Annotated in this window: 16 protein-coding genes; 10 read left to right on the top strand and 6 right to left on the bottom strand. The window is 63.2% G+C overall.

All coding sequences use genetic code 11. The features are described from left to right. Positions 1-21: 21 nt before the first annotated feature. Positions 22-927: a flagellar motor protein MotB gene (locus Q9293_RS02175; RefSeq protein ID WP_306249568.1), complete on the bottom strand. Its 906-nt coding sequence runs from the start codon at positions 925-927 to the stop codon at positions 22-24. 6 nt (positions 928-933) lie between these two features. After that, positions 934-1800, bottom strand: a complete 867-nt coding sequence (gene motA / locus Q9293_RS02180) for a flagellar motor stator protein MotA (protein ID WP_306249570.1) — start codon at positions 1798-1800, stop codon at positions 934-936. A gap of 103 nt (positions 1801-1903) precedes the next feature. Between motA and Q9293_RS02185 the strand changes: the two genes are divergently transcribed. After that, positions 1904-2896: a deoxyhypusine synthase family protein gene (locus Q9293_RS02185; protein WP_306249572.1), complete on the top strand. Its 993-nt coding sequence runs from the start codon at positions 1904-1906 to the stop codon at positions 2894-2896. Between the two features lie 96 nt (positions 2897-2992). On the opposite strand, the gene Q9293_RS02190 is transcribed toward Q9293_RS02185, so the two are convergent. Further along, a complete protein-coding gene (locus Q9293_RS02190; RefSeq protein WP_306249574.1) occupies positions 2993-3742 on the bottom strand; it encodes a class I SAM-dependent methyltransferase in 750 nt (249 codons plus the stop codon). An 18-nt stretch (positions 3743-3760) separates the two neighbouring features. Between Q9293_RS02190 and gluQRS the strand changes: the two genes are divergently transcribed. After that, positions 3761-4663, top strand: a complete 903-nt coding sequence (gluQRS, locus tag Q9293_RS02195; RefSeq protein WP_306249576.1) for a tRNA glutamyl-Q(34) synthetase GluQRS — start codon at positions 3761-3763, stop codon at positions 4661-4663. 3 nt (positions 4664-4666) lie between these two features. Here the strand turns inward: gluQRS and Q9293_RS02200 are convergent, their stop codons facing one another. Further along, positions 4667-5083: a cache domain-containing protein gene (locus Q9293_RS02200; protein WP_306249577.1), complete on the bottom strand. Its 417-nt coding sequence runs from the start codon at positions 5081-5083 to the stop codon at positions 4667-4669. A gap of 215 nt (positions 5084-5298) precedes the next feature. Next, positions 5299-5562, bottom strand: a complete 264-nt coding sequence (rpsT, locus tag Q9293_RS02205; protein ID WP_306249579.1) for a 30S ribosomal protein S20 — start codon at positions 5560-5562, stop codon at positions 5299-5301. A gap of 191 nt (positions 5563-5753) precedes the next feature. Between rpsT and Q9293_RS02210 the strand changes: the two genes are divergently transcribed. The 6 genes from Q9293_RS02210 (at position 5754) to Q9293_RS02235 (ending at position 14743) form a co-directional block, all read left to right on the top strand. Beyond that, positions 5754-6584 carry a transketolase gene (locus Q9293_RS02210; RefSeq protein WP_306249581.1) on the top strand — a complete coding sequence of 277 codons (831 nt, stop codon included), beginning with the start codon at positions 5754-5756 and terminating at the stop codon, positions 6582-6584. An 11-nt stretch (positions 6585-6595) separates the two neighbouring features. Beyond that, on the top strand, positions 6596-8395 hold the full coding sequence (argS, locus tag Q9293_RS02215; RefSeq protein ID WP_306249583.1) for an arginine--tRNA ligase: 1800 nt from the start codon (positions 6596-6598) through the stop codon (positions 8393-8395). After that, positions 8392-8826 carry a GxxExxY protein gene (locus tag Q9293_RS02220; RefSeq protein WP_306249585.1) on the top strand — a complete coding sequence of 145 codons (435 nt, stop codon included), beginning with the start codon at positions 8392-8394 and terminating at the stop codon, positions 8824-8826. Before argS ends, Q9293_RS02220 begins: the two co-directional genes overlap by 4 nt. Positions 8827-8886: 60 nt before the next feature. Then, the gene (locus Q9293_RS02225; RefSeq protein WP_306249587.1) at positions 8887-10482 is read left to right on the top strand and encodes a CTP synthase; all 1596 of its coding nucleotides are present in this window, start codon (positions 8887-8889) and stop codon (positions 10480-10482) included. Between the two features lie 247 nt (positions 10483-10729). Beyond that, on the top strand, positions 10730-12007 hold the full coding sequence (locus tag Q9293_RS02230) for an ATP citrate lyase citrate-binding domain-containing protein (RefSeq protein ID WP_306249589.1): 1278 nt from the start codon (positions 10730-10732) through the stop codon (positions 12005-12007). Positions 12008-12016: 9 nt separating this feature from the next. After that, positions 12017-14743, top strand: coding sequence for a hypothetical protein (locus tag Q9293_RS02235; RefSeq protein ID WP_306249591.1), 2727 nt, complete (start codon positions 12017-12019; stop codon positions 14741-14743). A gap of 61 nt (positions 14744-14804) precedes the next feature. On the opposite strand, the gene Q9293_RS02240 is transcribed toward Q9293_RS02235, so the two are convergent. Beyond that, on the bottom strand, positions 14805-16115 hold the full coding sequence (locus Q9293_RS02240; RefSeq protein ID WP_306249593.1) for a citrate (Si)-synthase: 1311 nt from the start codon (positions 16113-16115) through the stop codon (positions 14805-14807). 239 nt (positions 16116-16354) lie between these two features. Here Q9293_RS02240 and Q9293_RS02245 point away from each other — a divergent pair, with 239 nt between their 5' ends. Next, complete coding sequence (locus Q9293_RS02245; protein WP_306249595.1) at positions 16355-17296, top strand: DUF3187 family protein; 942 nt, start codon at positions 16355-16357, stop codon at positions 17294-17296. 135 nt (positions 17297-17431) lie between these two features. Then, positions 17432-18946, top strand: coding sequence for a lysine--tRNA ligase (lysS, locus tag Q9293_RS02250; RefSeq protein WP_306249598.1), 1515 nt, complete (start codon positions 17432-17434; stop codon positions 18944-18946). The last annotated feature ends 23 nt before the right edge of the window (positions 18947-18969 follow it).

Genomic DNA, 18969 nt, shown 5'->3' on the forward strand with positions numbered 1-18969 from the left:
GCCCCCTGTGTTCCAGCCTTTTCAGTGCTTCGGAGCCTCGGCCTCAGCCTTCTTGTCCTTCTCTCGGGGCTGGGCCTTCTGGTGCTTGGATTCGGCGGCTTCGGTGGCGGCGGAGATCACCACGATGGAGATGCGGCGATTCTGGGGGTCCATGGGGTCCTTGCCTTCGAGTGGAATGGTGTCGGCATAGCCCGTGATTCGCCGCACCTGGCCTGGGCGAAGGCCGCCGGCGGCGCCCTCCATCACCCGGCGGGCTGCATTGGCCCGCTCTGCGCTGAGTTCCCAGTTCGTGCGGGCCTTGCCGGGGTATTGCTGGCTGTCGGTGTGGCCGCCGATGACCACACGGTTGGGCAGCTTGCCCAGCTCCTTGGCGATCTCCTTGAGGATCGACATGGTGTAGCTCTTCAGGGTGGCGCTGCCCGAATCGAAGAGCACCTGGGCGGCCTTGTCCTGGATCTGCACGCGCAGGCCTTCATCGGTGAAGTCCATGCTGATCTGGTCCTGGAAGGCCTGGAGCAGTTCATCCTGCTGGAAGGCCTTCTCGATGGCCTCGGCGGTGGCCTCCATGACCTTGTGTTCTTCCTGTGCCGCACCGGGATTCTCGGCGGCGGTGTCCACGCCACCATCCCCATCGGGGCCCGGTGCCATGCCCCGGCCTCCGGGGAGAATGCCCTTGCCGTGATTGGCGAGGATCTCCTTGCCGCGCTCAGTGTTGAAGAAATTCGCATCCTGGAACATGCCCGCGATGCCTGCCTTGGTGTTGGCGTTGGCGCTGCTGAGCAGCCACATCAAAAGGAAGAAGGCCATCATGGCCGTCACCAGATCGGCGTAGGCCACCTTCCAGGCCCCGCCGTGGGCGGCCGCGTGGCCGCCCTTTTTCTTGACGAACTTGACCTTGACCTCGGGCTGTTGCTGTTGCTCGGCCATTCCCCATTACCTCGGCTTGATCTGCCGTACCACTTCTTCCAATTCTCCGGATCCGGGTCGCTCGGTGGAGGGGATGTTGCGCCGGGCGAATTCCACGGCGGTGATGGGGGCCGCGCCGTTGCCGAAGCTGGTGAGGCCGGAGCGGATGCAGTTGAAGTAGTAGGCCTCGACGGCGTTCACGGCATCAATGTTCTTGGCCAGGGGCTGGAACACGCCGTAGGCCAGCAGGATGCCGAGGAAGGTTCCCACCAGGGCCGCGCCCACCTTGGCGCCGATGATGTTGGGCGGCTGGTCCAGGAAGCCCATGGTGATCACCACGCCCATGACGCAGGCCACGATGCCGAAGGCGGGGAAGGCGTCGGCGAGGTTGCCCATGGCCGTGCCCGGCGCGGCGTTCTCCGCGTGGTGCACATCCAGTTCCGCGTCCATCACCAGGTCGATCTCATCCATCTTGGCGCTGCCGTTGATGAGCAGCTTCATCGAATCGCAGAAGAAATCCATGGCGTGGTGGTTGTGGGTGAAGGTGGGGTATTTCTTGAAGATGGCGGAATTGTGGGGGTCGTTGACGTCCTGCTCCAGGGCCAGCAGGCCGCCCTTCTTGATGTTCACGTAGACCTCGTACTGCATCATGAGGACTTCCATGTACACGGCCTTGGTGTAGGGGCTGCCCTTGAGCGGCTTGGCGATGTCGCCCGCCACCCGCTTGATCACGTTCATGGGGTTCGCGGCCAGGAAGGAACCGACACCCGCCCCGAAGATGATGAGACCTTCCGCGGGCAGAGGATGGAGCAGCGTGGGTATGCTTCCGCCCTCCATCAGGTAGCCCCCGATGACCGCGCCAAAGACCACCACCAAGCCGATGATGAAGAACATGCTGCAACTCCTGCCGTTTTCATCGGTCCGGAAACGCCTGGGCTGAATTCTGGACTCGGACCGGGCCCAGGGCGCTGTCACAATGAAAGGATTCGGAGGATTTATGGCACCTTCCACTCCTACTCTCGGGCCTGTCGGCAGCTATGTGAAGCACCATTTCAGGCATTTCAATGCCGCGGCCCTGGTGGACGCCGCCGAAGGCTACCGGGCCTACTTGGCCCAGGGCGGCAAGATGATGGTGACCCTGGCGGGGGCCATGAGCACGGCGGAATTGGGCCTTTCCTTCGCCGAGATGATCCGGCAGGACAAGGTGCATCTCATCGTGTGTACCGGCGCCAACCTGGAAGAGGACATCTTCAATCTGGTGGCCCACGATTTCTATGAGCGGGTGCCCCACTACCGCGACCTCACCCCCCAGGACGAGGCGGAGCTCCTTGGTCGCCACATGAACCGGGTGACGGACACCTGCATCCCCGAGATGGAAGCCATGCGTCGCATGGAGAAGGCCATGCTCGAGGTGTGGATGGAGGCCGATGCCAAGGGTGAGCGCTACTTCCCCCACGAGTTCTTCCAGAAGGTGCTCAAGAGCGGGAAATACAAGGAGCACTACCAGATCGACCCCAAGCATTCCTGGATGCTGGCCGCCCTTGAAAAGAACGTGCCCATCGTCGTTCCCGGCTGGGAGGACAGCACCCTGGGCAACATGTACGCCGCCGCCGTCATCCGGGGCGACGTGAAGAATGTCCATACCGTGCGCACGGGCATCGAGTACATGACCTGGCTGGCCAAGCACTACCAGGAAGTGACCAAGACCTCGACCCTGGGCATGTTCCAGATCGGCGGCGGCATCGCCGGCGATTTCCCCATCTGCGTGGTGCCCATGCTGCACCAGGATCTGGAACTGACCGACGTGCCGCTCTGGGGCTACTTCTGCCAGATCAGCGACAGCACCACCAGCTACGGGTCCTACTCCGGCGCCGTGCCCAACGAAAAGATCACCTGGGGCAAGCTGGGCATCGACACGCCCAAGTTCATCGTGGAAAGTGATGCCACCATCGTCGCCCCGCTGATTTTTGCTTACCTGTTGGGTTGGTAGAAAAGATCACCACCAAGGCACCAAGACACCAAGAACTGCAAAGCCAAGTTCCTTGGTTTTTCTTGGTGTCTTGGTGGTAAATCAGTTTCTTTGTCTTCAGAGATCAAACACCAGTAGCTTCGCCCCATCGCGCCCCGCCACGGGGACCACGCGGTGGGGCGTTTCAAAGGGTACCTCGAAGCTGTGGCTGATGAAGCGTGAGCCGGGCTTCATCTCGCGGCGCGCCTTGGCCCAGAGGCCGGGCATGGGCACCGGCGACAGAAAGGCGTAAGCCACGTCGACATCGGCCAAGTTCGCGCGCCAGAGGCTGCCCAGGCGGATGTGTGCGTTGGCATGGGGCAGGCAGCGCAGCCAGGCCACCAGCCAGGTGAGGGGAGAGGCTTCGATGCCCAGGAAGGTGCCGTCCGGGCGCGCCTTGGCAAGGTGCGCCACGGGTCCGCCGAAGCCGCAGCCCAGATCCACGAAATGCAAGCCCGGCTGCGCCGGCAGCAGCCCTGCCAGCTTCTCCCAGGCGTCCTGGCTGGCGTGGTACAGCGGCACCCGCGTGAAGAGCCCACCTCCGAAGACCAGGGCCAAGCCCAGGAAGAGGGCGAGGTAGACCCAACCCGGGATGGGCGCGTTCCAAAGGGCCCGCACCAGGAAGGGGAGGGCGGCCTGCATGAACACCCAGCGGGGGCCAAGGTCCATCCATCGGGAGAGGAACACCGCCAGCACCGCCTGCAGCAGCACCCAGATCAACGGCGTGAAGCGCAGTCCCAGTCGCGCCAGGGCCACCAGAATCGTGAAAGCCAGGGCCTGCGCCAGCAGGGCGCGCAGCACCGGGGGCAGGCGGCGGATCAGCGACATGCTCTTATGCTAGTGCGAATGAGCATCACGGGCCGCTTCGCCCCTTCACCCACCGGCATCCTGCACCTGGGGAACCTGCGCACGGCGCTGGCCTCCTGGCTTTCCGTCCGCAAGGCGGGGGGCCGTTGGCTCATCCGCGTGGAGGATGTGGACGGTCCCCGCTGCCATCGCGATCTGGGCGACGCCCAGCTGAGGGATCTCGAACGCCTGGGGCTGGTCTCCGATGAACCCGTGGTTTGGCAGTCCGAACGGAGCGCCCACTACCGTGAGGCCCTGGCCTCGCTCCATCGGGCCCACCTTCTGTATCCCTGCGCATGCACGCGCAAGGACCTGCAGCTGCTGGCTTCGGCCCCCCATGCGGAGGACGGCCTGCGTCCATATCCGGGGCGCTGCCGATTCAGGGCCTGGGAGGGTTTCGAGAGGGCCCTGCGCTTCCAGCTTTCCGATGGGGTCATCCTCTGGGAGGACCGCTTGTTGGGGGCGCAATCAGATGATCCGGCCCTCCTCACGGGCGATCCGCTGCTCTTCCGCCGCGATGGCTGCTTCGCCTACCACTTGGCGGTGGTGGTGGATGACGGCGCCCAGGGTGTGGACGAGGTGGTGCGGGGGGCGGACCTTCGCCCCGTGACGGCCACTCAGATCCGGTTGCAGGAAGCTCTGGGCCTCCCAACACCGGCCTACGCCCATCTGGGCATGGTGCTGGCGCCGGATGGGGGCCGCCTGGGGAAACGGGCTGGGGCCTTGGGCATCGAAGCCTTGGCTGACAGGGGTGTGGCTGTGCCGGATCTGCTCGGCTGGCTGGGCTGGAGCCTGGGTTGTTTGAGCGAGGCGAAGCCCTGCCAGGTGGAAGAACTCATTGCCGGTTTCGATTGGAGCCGGGTCCCGAAGGGCGACGTGCGGGTGCCGCCGGTCTGGGGTTAGCGCTCAGTGCTCGTCCATCACCCAGGCGAAGAGCACGCCTTCCTGGAACTCCCAGAGCAGGCTCCGCTTCACCTGGGCGCCGCCCTTGTTCCAAAGGAAGCTGATGCGGCCCTTGCCTTTGGCGCGCGCATCCAGAGCTTCCTTGATGAAGGCACGGCCAGTGGCGTCCTTGACGTTGCTCATGTTGGCCCCGATGTACTTGGAGGATTCTCCGTGGATGAGCGTCTTGCCGGACTCATCCAGCACCATCAGGTAGCCCGCGGGGGAATCGTGGAATTTACCGGAATTGGCTTCCTTGATGAGGGCCATGGCGCCGTTGGCGTAGTAGTAGGCCATGGCGTCTTTCAGCATGGCCGCGCCATCGGCGGACAAAGGCAGCCCGAGCATCAGGCAGGGAAGGGCTCGAAGAAACAACCGCATGAAACCTCCAAGACTCTGCTCTATCGGGGCGGGGGCGTGAGGTCTTGATCACAGCTCAGATCAGGGGCCGCACGCGGGAAATGCTACCAATTAGAGCAAAGCCCATCCAACGCGAAAATCTTCTGATCCATCAATGGAATGCCCCGGGACCGGCCGAAAAGGGGCAACGCAAAGGACCCGGTTGCCCGGGTCCTTTGCATGAGAGAGAGGCCGAACTAGGCCAGCTTGTTGACCTTGGCGGCCAGGCGGGACTTGGTGCGGTCCGCAGCATTCTTGTGCATGACGCCCTTGCGGCAGGCCTTGTCGACCAGACCCTGGGTGGCGGGCAGGAGCTTGGCGGCCTCATCCTTCTTGCCACCGGCGATCAGGGCCAGGAAGCTCTTGACGGCGGTCTTCAGGGTCGAGCGATTGCTGCGGTTGCGCAGGCGCGCCTCGGCATCGCGACGGGCCTTCTTGGCAGCGGACTTGTGATTGGCCATGTTCGATTCTCCAGCTTCCGGAGCAGTCCCCCGTACAGGGGCATGGGGAAGCGCGAAAGACCATCCTATCGCAAACAGCCTTTAGGTCAAGGGCAAAAGCCTGGGCCCAAGGCTGATTCGACCCCTTCCTGCGGGGGCCTCGCCAGGGCATCCTAGTCGGAGGCGATGGGCCTCCCGGGAAGGATGGGGTCATGCCGCAGCAGAAATTGGAGTCCGTCGTGGATTTGGCGGCGAAGGCGAAAGCCCTTCGCAAGGATGTGCTGCTGCAGGTCTACAAGGCCCAGAGCGGCCACCCCGGCGGCAGCCTGAGCTGGATCGACCTCGGCGTGGCGCTCTACTACCACGAAATGAGGGTGTTCCCGGAGGATCCAACCAATCCCAAACGGGATCGCTTCGTGCTCTCCAAGGGCCATGCCTGCCCCAGCCAGTACGCCATCCTCGCCGACCAGGGCTTTTTCCCCCATGCCTGGCTGGAGACCTTCCGCCAGTACCCCACCAAGCTCCAGGGCCATGCCGAAAACCACTACACCCCGGGCGTGGAAGTGACCACCGGCAGCCTGGGCCAGGGCCTGCCCCAGGCCGTGGGCATCGCCATCGGTCTGAAGGTGCAGAAATCCGACAGCCGCGTCTACTGTGTGGTGGGCGATGGCGAAAGCCAGGAAGGCATCATCTGGGAAGCGGCCATGGCGGCGCCCCACCACAAGCTCGACAACCTGTGCGTGTTCCATGACCTCAATGGCCTGCAGATCGACGGCGACGTGAAGAAAGTGATGAACATCAACCCCATCACCGACAAGTGGAAAGCCTTCGGTTGGGCCGTGAAGGAAATCGACGGCCACGACTTCACCCAGATCCTGGAGGCCCTGGCCTGGGCCCGCACGATCAAAGGGCAACCTGCGATGATCTGCGCCCGCACCGTGAAGGGCAAGGGCGTGAGCTTCATGGAGAACCAGGCCGGCTGGCACGGCGTTCCGCCCAAGACCGAAGACTACGAAAAGGCCCTGGCCGAGCTGGCGAATTAAGGATTGATGGAATGGATGCCCTGCGACACACCTTCGAACAGCGGCTGGCGGCGGCCCTGCCTGGCGTGGACATCGCGCTGGAGCGGCCCAAGTCCGGCGAGCTGGGCGACCTGGCCTACCCCTGTTTCCGTGCGGCCAAGCAGCTGGGCAAGAATCCGGCGCAGCTTGCGCAGGAACTGGCCGGTGCCATTGCCATCGAGGGCGCCACGCTGGTGGCCGCCGGTCCGTACCTGAACCTGAAACTGGCGCCGGAGACCCGCGCCCAGGCGGTGCTGGGCGCCATTCTCGCGGCGCCTGAAGGGCGGCCCTTTGGCTTCCGCCCGGCCAACGGCAAGAAGGTGATCGTCGAGTACAGTTCACCGAACATCGCCAAGCTCTTCACCATCGGCCACCTTCGTTCCACCATGATCGGCCACGCCCTGGCCCAGACCCACCAGGCCCTGGGTTACGACGTGATCCGCCTCAACCACCTGGGCGATTGGGGCACCCAGTTCGGCACGCTGCTGGCGGCCTACACCCGCTGGGCTCAGGACGGAAACGCCGACCTGGAGCAGGATTTCGACTGGGCTGAGCCGGCTCCTGACAAGCGCCGCACACCCCTCTTCCGTCTGTTCCAGCTGTATGTGCGGTTCCATGCTGAAGAAGAGAACGATCCGGCCATGCGCGACGAGGCCCGCGGCTGGTTCAAGCGGCTGGAAGCCGGTGACGCCGAGGCCCGCCGCCTCTGGAGCTGGTTCCGCGAGATCTCGCTGAAGGAATTCCAGCGCATCTACGACCGTCTCGGCGTCAGCTTCGACACGCTATCCCAGGGCGAAGCGTTTTACGAGGACCGCCTCGTCCCCACCATGGATCGGCTCGCGACCGCGGGGCTGCTGGTGGAAGGCGACAAGGGCGCCCGCATCATCAACCTGGAGGACGTGGGCATCAGCACGCCCTGCCTCGTGCAGAAGGGCGATGGCACCAGCATCTACGCCACCCGCGATCTCGCTGCGGCGCTGTATCGCAAAGAAGCCTACGCCTTCGACCGCTGCCTCTACGTGGTGGGCACGGATCAGGTGCTGCACTTCCAGCAGATCTTCGCGGTGCTCGACAAGCTGGATCCCTGGTTCAAGGGCCGCATGCTGCACACGCCCTTCGGCATGGTGAAGCTGCCCGAAGGCAAGATGAGCACCCGCAAGGGCAATGTCATCTTCCTCGAGGATGTGCTCGACGAGGCCCGTGAGCGCGTGGCCGCCATCATCGACGAGAAGAACCCCGACCTGGCGAACAAGGCCGAGGTGGCCGAGATGCTGGGCATGGGCGCCGTGGTGTTCTTCGACGCCATGAACGACCGCGTGAAGCCCATCACCTTCACCTGGGACCGCGTGATCGCCCTCGATGGCGACACGGGCCCCTACGTGCAGTACGCCCACGCCCGCATCATGAGCGTGCTGAGAAAAGCCGGTGGCGATTGGGCGGCCAAGGCCCAGGCTGGAACGCCGGTGGGCCCCGTGGTGCCCTTCGCTTCTGCGCCACCGCCTGCGGATCTGGGCGGTCTTCAGGCGCCTGAAGCACAAGCCCTGCTCTTCGAGTTGGCCGGTTTGCCCGGTGCCATCGCCGCCGTGGCGGAAGGCTGCATGGCCACCCCGCTGGCGCGTCAGCTGGTGTCGGTCGCCAGGTCGTTCAGCGGCTACTACACGAACTGTCCCATTCTTGCCCCAGAGAACACGCCCGCCGTGCGCGACGCCCGCCTCGCCCTGTGCGTGGCGACGGCCCGCGCGCTGCGCCAGGGCCTGTTCCTCATGGGCATCCAGGCCCCGGAGGAGATGTGAATCCGGAACCCGGAAAAGATCACCACCAAGACACGAAGACACCAAGAAAGAACCTCTCACCTCAAGAAGAGAGGATTGCCTCCTTGATTGTGGATGCCGCCATTAAGGTTCATCCCGCCTTGGGTCCCGGGCTATTAGAAAGCGTGTACGAAACGTGTCTTTCGCATGAGCTTCGTCATCGTGGGCTGCAAGTGGAAGCGCAAGTCCCAGTGCCGATCCGTTATGAAGGATTGACCCTGGATGGCGGATTCCGCCTCGACCTCCTTGTGGAAGGGCTCGCGGTCATTGAGCTCAAGGCTTTGGAGAAACTCCTGCCGGTCCATGACGCCCAACTTCTTACCTGCTTGAAGCTGTCCGGCCGAAGGCTCGGCTTTCTCCTCAATTTCAATGTCCCCGTTATGAAGAACGGAATTTCAAGATTCGTTCTCTAAGCCTTTTTGCAGTTCTTGGTGCCTTGGTGTCTTGGTGGTGATCAGTTCAAGGAGTAGGCGATGACTAAGTATGTGTTCGTCACCGGCGGTGTGCTTTCGAGCCTGGGCAAGGGCATTGCCGCGGCGAGCCTGGGCGCCCTGCTGGAGGCCCGCGGGCTGAAGGTGACGCTCATGAAGATGGATCCCTACCTGAACGTGGATCCGGGCACCATGTCGCCCTTCCAGCACGGCGAGGTGTTCGTCACCGATGACGGTGCCGAGACCGATCTGGACCTGGGCCACTACGAGCGCTTCACCTCGGTGCCCACCACCCAGAACCACACCATCACCACGGGCCGCATCTACAACACCGTGATCCAGAAGGAGCGCCGCGGCGACTACCTGGGCAAGACCGTGCAGGTGATCCCCCACATCACGGACGAGATCAAGGGCGTGATGAAGAAGGTGGCCAAGGACATGGACGTGGTGATCGTGGAGATCGGCGGCACCGTGGGCGACATCGAGAGCCAGCCCTTCCTCGAGGCCATCCGGCAGTTCAAGCTGGAAGCGGGCCTCGGCAACGCCATCAACATGCACCTCACCTACGTGCCCTTCATCAAGGCCGCGGGCGAGCTGAAATCCAAGCCCACCCAGCACAGCGTCAAGGAACTGCGCGCCCTGGGCATCCAGCCCGACGTCCTGCTCTGCCGCGCCGAGCAGGACATCCCCCGCGACTTGAAGGACAAGATCGCCTTGTTCTGCTCCGTGACCCAGGACGCGGTCTTCAGCGCCCGCGATGCCCACTCCATCTACGAGGTGCCCCTCAACCTGCACCAGGAGGGCCTCGATGCCAAGGTGGCCGTGCTGCTGGGGCTGGGCGAAAAGCAGCCGGATCTCAGCGCCTGGCAGAACCTGTTGCACCGCATCCGCAACCCCAAGGGCAGCGTGCGCATCGGCGTGGTGGGCAAGTACGTGGAGTTCAAGGAGAGCTACAAGAGCCTCATCGAGGCCCTGCACCACGCAGGCTACGGACTGGAAACCCACGTGGACCTCAAGTGGATCGAGGCAGAAGAACTGGAGAACCAGGATCCTGCCGCCTTCCTGCAGGATTGCCACGGCGTGCTGGTGCCCGGCGGCTTCGGCGTGCGCGGCACCCGCGGCATGATCAAGTCCATCCAGTACGCCCGCGAGCACAAGATCCCCTTCTTCGGCATCTGCCTCGGCATGCAGATGGCCTCCGTGGAGTTCGCCCGCAACGTGGTGGGTCTGGAAGGCGCCGATTCCACCGAGTTCGACGACGCCCCCAAGCATCGCGTGATCTTCAAGCTGCGCGAACTGGTCGATGTGGAAGAACTGGGCGGGACCATGCGACTGGGCGCCTATCCCTGCCGCCTCGCGCCGGCCAGCCAGGCGGCCAAGGCCTACGCCAGCACCGACATCAGCGAACGCCACCGCCACCGCTACGAGTTCAACCACGAATACAAGAAGGCGCTGGAGGAGAAGGGTCTCGTGTTCACGGGCATGAGCCCCGATGGCGTCTTCGTGGAGATCGTGGAGCTGAAGGACCACCCCTACTACCTGGCCTGTCAGTTCCACCCCGAGTTCAAGAGCCGCCCCCTGAACCCGCACCCCTTGTTCACGGCCTTCGTGAAGGCGAGCGCCATCAATCGGGGCTGATGTCAGGCGGATGAACAAGGAACGGGGCGGGAATTCCCGCCCTGTTCTATTGTGGGGCCCAGCCGCGGCCGAAAAGCACCCATGGCACCCTCAGAGCACCACCGAGACCTCCAGGCGGGGTTGTGACCCTTGACCGCCCCTAGGTTCTGGTCTTGAAAGACGATGTAAGTATCATTTATGTGGACTCGGACCCGCATCCAGGCAGGTTGGTGTTCCAGTTCATTGCCAGAAAGAACGGGGAGGGATCATGCAACTTTCGGGCTTGCGGTACGGCTCCAAGCTTCTGCAGCTGGTTGAATTTCCCGTGGCGGAGTTCATTGATGGATCGGCCACGAACCAGGAGATCCAGCAGTTCCTCGAGAAGCACAAGAAGCTGGTGGTGAAGCCGGCCTTCTACGGCGGTGTGGGAAAAAAGGGCAAGGCGGGGCTGGTGCGGGTGGTGAGCACGCTGCAGGAGGCCCTGCAGGCCAAGCGCGATCTGTTCTTCGCCCAGCATGTCTACGGCAACAAGACGGTCACGGCCAATGGGGTGACCATGGAGGCCTTCGTCCCCTCCGATCTGGAAGTCTATTTCAGCATCTCCAGTTCCAGCGTGCACCGCGGCCCTGTGTTCACCATCACGCCGTGGGGCGGTGTGGACATCGAAGAGCTTCCGGCCGAGAAGAAGGCCGTGGTGGAGATCGATCCCTTCATCGGTATCAATGCCTTCGAGATCACCAACGCGCTGACGGATACAGGCTGTCCCGAGGCCTTCATCTCGGCCCTGGTGCAGCACCTGCCCAAGCTTTGGGACCTCTATGATGGCTACGGCCTCACCACCATCGAGCTCAATCCCATCCGGGTGCAGCGCCGGAACAACCAGATCCTGCCGGTGGCCTGCGACGTGAAGGCGAGCTTCGATCAGGACAACCCGGCCTGGAAGCGCATCGGTTTGCCCGATGTCCTCTTCCAGACGGAAACCACCCCCTTCGAGGCGGACATCAACGAGCTGCGCACCTACCAGGGCCAGAGCGACGTGCTGGAGATGAATCCCAACGGCAGCATCATTCCCTTCATGTTCGGCGGCGGCGCCAACAGCGCGGGCACGGAAACGCTGGGCGAGGCGGCCATCTTCTCCTCGGATTTCGGCGGCAATCCTCCCTACGAAAAGATCTACGAGATCAGCCGCATCGCCTTCGATCACTGGTACAAGCAGGCCAGCATGCTGCTGCTCATCGGCGGCAAGGCCAACAACACGGACATCTACGTGACCTTCAAGGGCGTCTTCGATGCCCTGCGCGACCACGTTTCAAAAGCGGGCTGGAAGCCGCTCTACGTGGTGATCGGACGGGGCGGGCCCAACGTGGTGAAGGGCATGTTCTACGCCAAGGACATCCTCGACCGCCTGCGGCTGCCCTACAAGGTGTTCGGCCACGACACGTCCATGATCCTCACGCTGGAATATGCGAAGAAGGTGGACGAGTGGTGGCGGGCCGAAGGGGCCGAAGCCTACCGCAAGCAGGTTGAAACGCAGGTCCGGGCCTAGGAGATAGCGATGCGACGACTGAAGACACGTCCCTTCCCCTACTACGTCGGCCTCCACTCCCTCGAAGAATTGGTGACCCGCGAACACCGCGTCTGCGTCATGAACATCCTGGGTAGCGAAAGCCGCAAGGTGACGCCGGTGTCGCACGAGTACAGCGGCGGCAACGTGGTGGCTGGTGTTCAGTATGGGCGCCGGGGCAGCCTCGAGACGAAGATCGGCGCGATCCCCGTCTACCGGAGCATCCGCGAAGTCATGGAGCATGGCATCGCCTTCGACATGGGCGTGGTCTACATTCCGCCCCAGGGTGTGTGCAAGGCTGTTTCAGAACTGGTGACCCACAACGAGGCCCTCAAACGCATCGTCATCGTCACGGAGAAGGTGCCCGCGCGGGATTCCCGCAACATCCGCGCCCTCTGCCAGGAAGCCGGCGTCGACGTCATCGGCGCCAACTGCCTGGGCATGGCCAATGCCTGGGATCGGGTGCGCATCGGCGGCAGCCTGGGTGGTGATCACCCCGAAGAAACGCTGGTGAAGGGCTCCATCGCCATCCACTCCAACTCTGGCAACTTCACCACCACCATGGCGGAGTATCTCCGCACGGCGGGCTTCGGCATCAGCACGGCGGTATCGAGCGGCAAGGATGTCTACATCCACTTCGCCCTGCCGGAATTCCTCTATGCGGCGCAGAACGATCCGCGCACCAAAGCGGTGGTGGTCTACGTTGAGCCCGGTGGCTACTACGAAAAGATGGCCCTGGATTGGATCAAGGACCGCACCTTCGGCTTCACCAAGCCGATCATCGCCTGCGTCACCGGGCGCTGGAAGAAGAACATCACCCGGGCTTGCGGCCATGCCGGCGCGCTGTCCGGCAGCGGCGACGATGCAGAGAGCAAGGAACGCTGGTTTGACGAGTACTTCGGGGTGGATGTCTTTGACCCCAAGACCAGCGAGGTGAGCAAGCGCGGTGTGCGCGTTTCCAGCATCCAGTACATCCCCGATGCAGTGCGCGCCGTCTACGAGAAGATCGGCGAAAAGCCCGACTTCGCCACCACGGGCGATCTGTCCCTCAAGCTCTGGCTGGGCGACACCATGGTGAAGCTGCCTCCGGCCCTGGATCTGCCTCTGACCAAGCCGCCCGCACCCTACGACCGCCAGGTGGTGGAGGTGATCAAGCAGGTGGGTGCCCACTACCTGCGCCAGAACATGGCCGACAAATCCGGCGCCTCCCGCATGAGCCCGGAGACCCAGGTCTCCGAATTGCATGGAAAATCGGTGCTGGACCTGTCGCGCCGCACGCTGGAAGAGAACCTGTTCTTCTCCCTTGCGAAGGTGATGCCGGATAAGGTGGACATCCCCACGCTGAACCTGATCCTCAACCTGTTCCTGAAAATTGATGAACGCCGCATGGCGGCCATCGACGTGGCGCGGGACAACGGGTGCACGCCCAATGCCTACCTGGCCTCTCAGATCGCCTTGGTGGGCGACAAGGGCCTGCTGGCGAAATCGCGGGAACACGCCCGCTTCATCATCGACCTCATCCGCGAGTTTGGCCTGGATGAGCACACGGAGGCGCTGCCGCCCGAACTGGACGCCTATGTGGAGAAGCACCTCCTGAGCGCCGAACCCTCGCGCAAGACGGATGTCTCCAACCTGCTCTTCAAGGAAGTCAAAAAGTCGAAGAAGTCCTGTGTGGCCCTCCGGGTCTGCCAGCACATCATCGACATGGCGGAGAAGAAGAAGCTGGAGATCCGCGACACCTACGAGTTTCTGCTGGCCACCATCGCCGTGTGCGTGCTGTGGAATCCCATGCTGGAGAAGCGCATCAGCCGCCAGTTGGTGGAGGATTCGGTCACCTACTTCTACCTGCTGGCGCGCATCGTGGCCTATTCGGTGGTGGACCGGGAGCACAACCCCCACTGGAAGAAGCTGGTGGACAAGAAGCTGTCGAACCTGAACCTCAGCTTCACGGAGAACGCCTTCAAGGTGCTGTTCGGCCGGGTGCCCGGGGCCTCGGAGTTGCTCGAATTCCAGACGCTCCTCGGGCTCACCATTACCAACGGCCCGGGCACCCTGTCAGCCAAGGGCGCCAAGGAGAGTGTCAGCGCCCGCAACGACATCTCCATGTCCTTCGTGGGTTTCCTCTCGAACACGGGCCGTGCGCATGGTGGCAACGGCTATGAGTCCATCAACTTCCTGATGGAGCAGTTCAAGGATGCGGGGCTGAAGGATCCAGGCGATCCCAACCACGGCCTCGATCTGAAGGCCATGGCCAACAAGGCCGCCAAGGCCTACGGGGCCTACAAGAAGAAGGCGCAGGAAACCGAGGATGGGGCGGTGAAGCCCATCCCCTGCATCAACCACCCGGTGTTCCGCGGCAACAAGATCAACGTGGATCCCAGGGAGCAGTTCGTGTCGGGCATGCTGACGGAGAAGGGTATTTATAACGCCTTCTGGGAGTTCTACCACCATCTGGTGAAAGAGCTGTACGCCGAAGGCGTGACCAAGAATGTCTTCTGCGTGAATGTGGACGCGGTGCTCGCCGTGATCGCGCTCAAGCTGGTGTGGAAGGATCTTCAGGCCGGACGTCTCAGCCTTCGCCAGGTCCAGGAAGTGGCCTTCACGCTCTTCCTCTTCGGCCGCAGCGTGGGGGTCTCTGCTGAGATCGCCGATCACCGCGACCGCGGGCTGGACATGGATTGCCGCACGCCGGAAAACGAGTTGACCTTCATCCTGTAGTTGTCGTTTCGCCAAAAAGGGGCGGGCCATTGGGCCCGCCCCTTTTTTGGATGTGTGGGAGCTACTTCCGTCCGCCCTTGGCGGCCCACTCTTCGAGCATGTCGGTGGTGACCGACTTGGGGCGCTCCAGGGGGTAGTTCAGGGCGCGGTCCCAGGTGATGTTGGCGAGCACGCCCAGGGCACGACCGACGCCGAAGAGCACGGTGTAGAAATCGTATTCGCGCAGGCCGTAGTACCACTGGATGACACCGCTCTGGGCATCGACGTTGGGCCAGGGGTTCTTGGTCTTGCCCTGCTCGGTGAGCACGCCGGGCGCCACCTTGTAGATCATGTTGACCAGCTTGAAGAGCGGATCGTTGGGCAGGTTCTTCAGGCAGAACTCCATCTGCGCGGTGTAGCGGGGATCGGTCTTGCGCAGGATGGCGTGGCCGTAACCGGCGATGACTTGGCCGGAGTTGAGGGTGTCCCAGAGGGCCTTGCGGATGTTCTCTTCGGTGGGCTCGGCGCCATCCAGCTGTTTCTGGAATTTCAGCAGCCAGTCCAGCACTTCCTGGTTTGCGAGGCCGTGCAGGGGGCCCGCCAGGCCATTGAGACCGGCGCTGAAGCTGTAGTAGGCATCGGACAGGGCGGAGGCCACCAGGTGTGTGGTGTGGGCGCTGACGTTGCCGCTCTCGTGGTCGCTGTGCAGGATGAAGTACATGCGGGCCACATCGTCATAGGGTTTGGCGATGCCCATCATGTGGGCGAAGTTGGCGCCCATGTCCAGGCCGGGCTTGGCGGGGATGATGTCGCCGTTCTTGTACTTCCAGCGGTAGATGAATGCGGCGATCTGGGGCAGGCGCGCCACGAGATCGGAGGCGTCTTCGAACATGGTGTCCCAGTGCTGGTCTTTCTTCATGCCGTGGTAGGCGGCGGCGAACTTGCTGTCCTTCTGCATGGAGAGCACGGCGGCGGAGAGCATCACCATGGGGTGGCTGTCCTTGGGCAGGGCGCGGATGACGTCGAAGACGTAGGCCGGCACCTTGGCCCGTTCCTGGAAATCGGCCACCAGCTCTTCGGTGTCCTTGGCCGTGGGGACTTCCCCCGTGAGCAGGAAATACCAGAAGGATTCCACCGTGGGGTATTCACCGCCGGGGGCCTTGGGCAGGGCCGCAAAGGTTTCGGGAATGTTCTTGCCGCGGAATCGGATGCCCTCCTGGTAGTCGAGGTAGGAGATGTCCGTGACCAGGGCGTGGATGTCGCGGGCGCCGCCCAGGGCCTGGCTGATGGTGACCTGGTCGATCACCACATCGCCGAATTCCTTGTTAAGACGCTGGGTGCGCGGGCGGTGCTCTAGGATCTTCTCCAGAAGGCGGGCTTTGAGATGGGTCATGGGAGCGGCTCCTGTGAAGAAAAGTTAGGGGAGAACGAGATCGGATGGTTGAGGACAATTATGCTTGCCTCTTCCATCGAAGGCATTGCAGTCCTTCATGAATATTCAAGAAACCGCGCTGGCTGGGCTGGGAGCGTCAGGGCAGAGTGTTACCTGTATGAAAAGGATCTTCCGTGACCTCCATCAATCTACCCCTCCGGGTCCATAGAGTTCTAGCAGGACCTGTGGGGGCGCTGATCTTGGGGATTTCAACGGTTCGCCTCGCTGCCCAGGAAACGCCCAGGCCCAACCGTGTGGCCTGGTTCGAAGGGTTTCCCGAGCCACTGCCGGAAGGCGTGAATGAGATCGCCCTGGAAGCCACCAGCCAGATGCTGCGGCCGGACTTGGAGCACAGCTCGGATTTGCGCACCTTCGCCCGCCTGGACGGGGAGGAATGGCAGCTCACCGGAGACTGGGCCACGCGGCTGGGCTCCACCCGAATGAATGTGCGGGCCCGCTTGGCCTCGCGCTCGGGGGGGATCGCCGATCAGGCCATGTGGAATTGGCATCAGATGTTCAGCCTTCCGCAGGGCGGGCGCGAGGATGCCCCCAAGAACCGCCTTGCCTACCACCTGGAACGGGATGGCAAAGTGGTGGGCGACCTCTCCCGGCCGGGGCTGCGGCTCATGGATCTGGACGTGGCCTGGATCCGGCCCTTCGGCACGGCGGATTCCGGTGGCCGCGTGGGTGTCTCCGTCCAGCTGCCCACGGGCAAGCAGGCGGATTTCTCCGGGGACGGCGGCACGGACGGGCTGTTCGGCGGGGCCCTCTGGCAGCGCTACGGCCACTGGAAGGTGTTCGGCCAGCTAGAACGGGTGGTGCTGGGCCTGCCCAAGGACAGTCCCCTGCGCACGGTCATGGACAAGACCTCCTTCAGCCGCGCCTGGGCCAGCCTGGCCTGGCAGGGCGAGGGGCCGGGTCTGCTCTCGGGCTTGGGTATCGAAGTGGCCCTGGGCTATGCGGGCAGCCCCTACCGGGTGGGCCTGTCCCGGCTGGATCGGGCCGGCTGGCAGCAGCACTGGACCTTCCACCACACCCGTCTCCCCCGCTGGCGCTTTGGCTTCAGCGAAGAGGCCGGCACCTTCGTGGCCCCGGATGTATCGGCCTTCGTGGCCTATCGCTTAGCGGCCGTTGCGAAATAGCCAGCGTCCTTCTGGTTCTTTCGTGACGGCCCCTTAGGCCGCCCGCTCTTTGGAGGCGAAAGGACTGTAATACGCCAGCGGCTTCGGAGAACGCTGAGGGTTTCGGTAAACTAGATGGTTCGTGCCGGAGTTCCCATGCAGCCCAACCAGTACCGCGACGTGCGCCTCGAGAAGCTCCAGAAGCTGAAGGACCTGGGCGTGGAACCCTGGCCCCGGAAGGCGAAGCGGTCCCATGGCATCGCGGAATTGGCGGCGACCTATGCGGATGCGGAGACTTGGACCAACGAGAAGCTGGAGGGCCTTGGGCTCACGGTATCGGTCATGGGTCGCATTCTCACCATCCGCGAGATGGGCAAGAGCGTGTTCGCCCACCTCACCGAGAACGGCGAGAAGGTGCAGGGCTTCTTCCGCATGAACGACCTTTCGGAAGCTCACTGGGAGCTCATCAAGCTCCTGGACATGGGCGATTTCATCAGCATCACGGGCCCCCTCATGCGCACCAAGACGGGTGAGCTGAGCGTGCGCGTGAAGGAGATCCAGTTCCTGAGCAAGGCGCTGCTGCCGCTCCCCGAGAAGTGGCATGGCCTGCAGGACAAGGAGCAGCGGTATCGCCAGCGGTACCTGGATCTCGTCTCCAACGGCGACGTGCTGAAGACCTTCCAGACCCGTTCGCGCATCGTAAGCGCCGTGCGGCGCTTCATGGAAGGACAGGGCTACCTGGAGGTGGAAACGCCCATGATGCAGCCCATCCCAGGTGGCGCCACGGCCCGGCCCTTCATCACGCACCACAATGCCCTGGACATGGACCTCTACCTTCGGATCGCGCCGGAACTGTATCTGAAGCGTCTCATCGTGGGCGGCTTCGAGAAGGTGTTCGAGATCAATCGCAGCTTCCGCAACGAAGGCATCAGCGTCCGGCATAATCCCGAATTCACCATGATGGAAATGTACGAGGCGGGCAGCGACCTGCGCGACATGATGGCCCTCACGGAGAAGCTGTTCGAGACCGTCACCCGTGATGTCATGGGTTCCCAGCAGCTGCCCTGGGGCGAGGCGATGATCTCCTACGCCGCACCCTTCCGGCGCCTCACCATGAAAGATGCCATCGCGGAGTACGGCGGCATCGAGCGGCGTCTCCTGGAGGATGGGGATTGCGTGCGCAGCCTGGCCAAGGCCGTGCACATCGAGGACGTGGACAAGAAGACCGTGGGCACCCTGCTGGGCGACCTCTTCGAGCACCACGCCGAGAAGCAGCTCATCCAGCCCACCTTCATCACCGACTACCCCATCGAGCTGTCGCCCCTGACCAAGACACTGGAAGGCGACGACCGCTTCGTGGACCGCTTCGAGCTGTTCATCGGCGGCATGGAACTGGCCAACGCCTACTCAGAGTTGAACGATCCCGTCGACCAGATGGGCCGCTTCCAGGCCCAGATGGATGAACGGGAGGCAGGCAACGACGAAGCCATGCTGCTGGATCAGGACTTTGTCACCAGCCTGGAGCATGGCCTGCCCCCCACCGGTGGTGAAGGCATCGGCATCGATCGCCTGGTCATGCTGCTCACCAACAGCGCCAGCATCCGCGACGTCATCCTGTTCCCGCTCATGCGGCCCATGAAACCCAGCGAAACGCCTGACGCGGAAGATTGAACTGCTCACCACCAAAGTCTTGG

Origin of the sequence: Geothrix sp. PMB-07, from assembly GCF_030758935.1 — a bacterium.
Lineage (GTDB): Bacteria > Acidobacteriota > Holophagae > Holophagales > Holophagaceae > Geothrix.

Bases quoted from the DNA above. Each gene is read 5' to 3' on its own strand.
- Q9293_RS02175 (WP_306249568.1), bottom strand. From the start codon at position 927: ATGGCCGAGCAACAGCAACAGCCCGAGGTCAAGGTCAAGTTCGTCAAG.
- motA (WP_306249570.1), bottom strand. From the start codon at position 1,800: ATGTTCTTCATCATCGGCTTGGTGGTGGTCTTTGGCGCGGTCATCGGG.
- Q9293_RS02185 (WP_306249572.1), top strand. From the start codon at position 1,904: ATGGCACCTTCCACTCCTACTCTCGGGCCTGTCGGCAGCTATGTGAAG.
- Q9293_RS02190 (WP_306249574.1), bottom strand. From the start codon at position 3,742: ATGTCGCTGATCCGCCGCCTGCCCCCGGTGCTGCGCGCCCTGCTGGCG.
- gluQRS (WP_306249576.1), top strand. From the start codon at position 3,761: ATGAGCATCACGGGCCGCTTCGCCCCTTCACCCACCGGCATCCTGCAC.
- Q9293_RS02200 (WP_306249577.1), bottom strand. From the start codon at position 5,083: ATGCGGTTGTTTCTTCGAGCCCTTCCCTGCCTGATGCTCGGGCTGCCT.
- rpsT (WP_306249579.1), bottom strand. From the start codon at position 5,562: ATGGCCAATCACAAGTCCGCTGCCAAGAAGGCCCGTCGCGATGCCGAG.
- Q9293_RS02210 (WP_306249581.1), top strand. From the start codon at position 5,754: ATGCCGCAGCAGAAATTGGAGTCCGTCGTGGATTTGGCGGCGAAGGCG.
- argS (WP_306249583.1), top strand. From the start codon at position 6,596: ATGGATGCCCTGCGACACACCTTCGAACAGCGGCTGGCGGCGGCCCTG.
- Q9293_RS02225 (WP_306249587.1), top strand. From the start codon at position 8,887: ATGACTAAGTATGTGTTCGTCACCGGCGGTGTGCTTTCGAGCCTGGGC.
- Q9293_RS02230 (WP_306249589.1), top strand. From the start codon at position 10,730: ATGCAACTTTCGGGCTTGCGGTACGGCTCCAAGCTTCTGCAGCTGGTT.
- Q9293_RS02235 (WP_306249591.1), top strand. From the start codon at position 12,017: ATGCGACGACTGAAGACACGTCCCTTCCCCTACTACGTCGGCCTCCAC.
- Q9293_RS02240 (WP_306249593.1), bottom strand. From the start codon at position 16,115: ATGACCCATCTCAAAGCCCGCCTTCTGGAGAAGATCCTAGAGCACCGC.
- lysS (WP_306249598.1), top strand. From the start codon at position 17,432: ATGCAGCCCAACCAGTACCGCGACGTGCGCCTCGAGAAGCTCCAGAAG.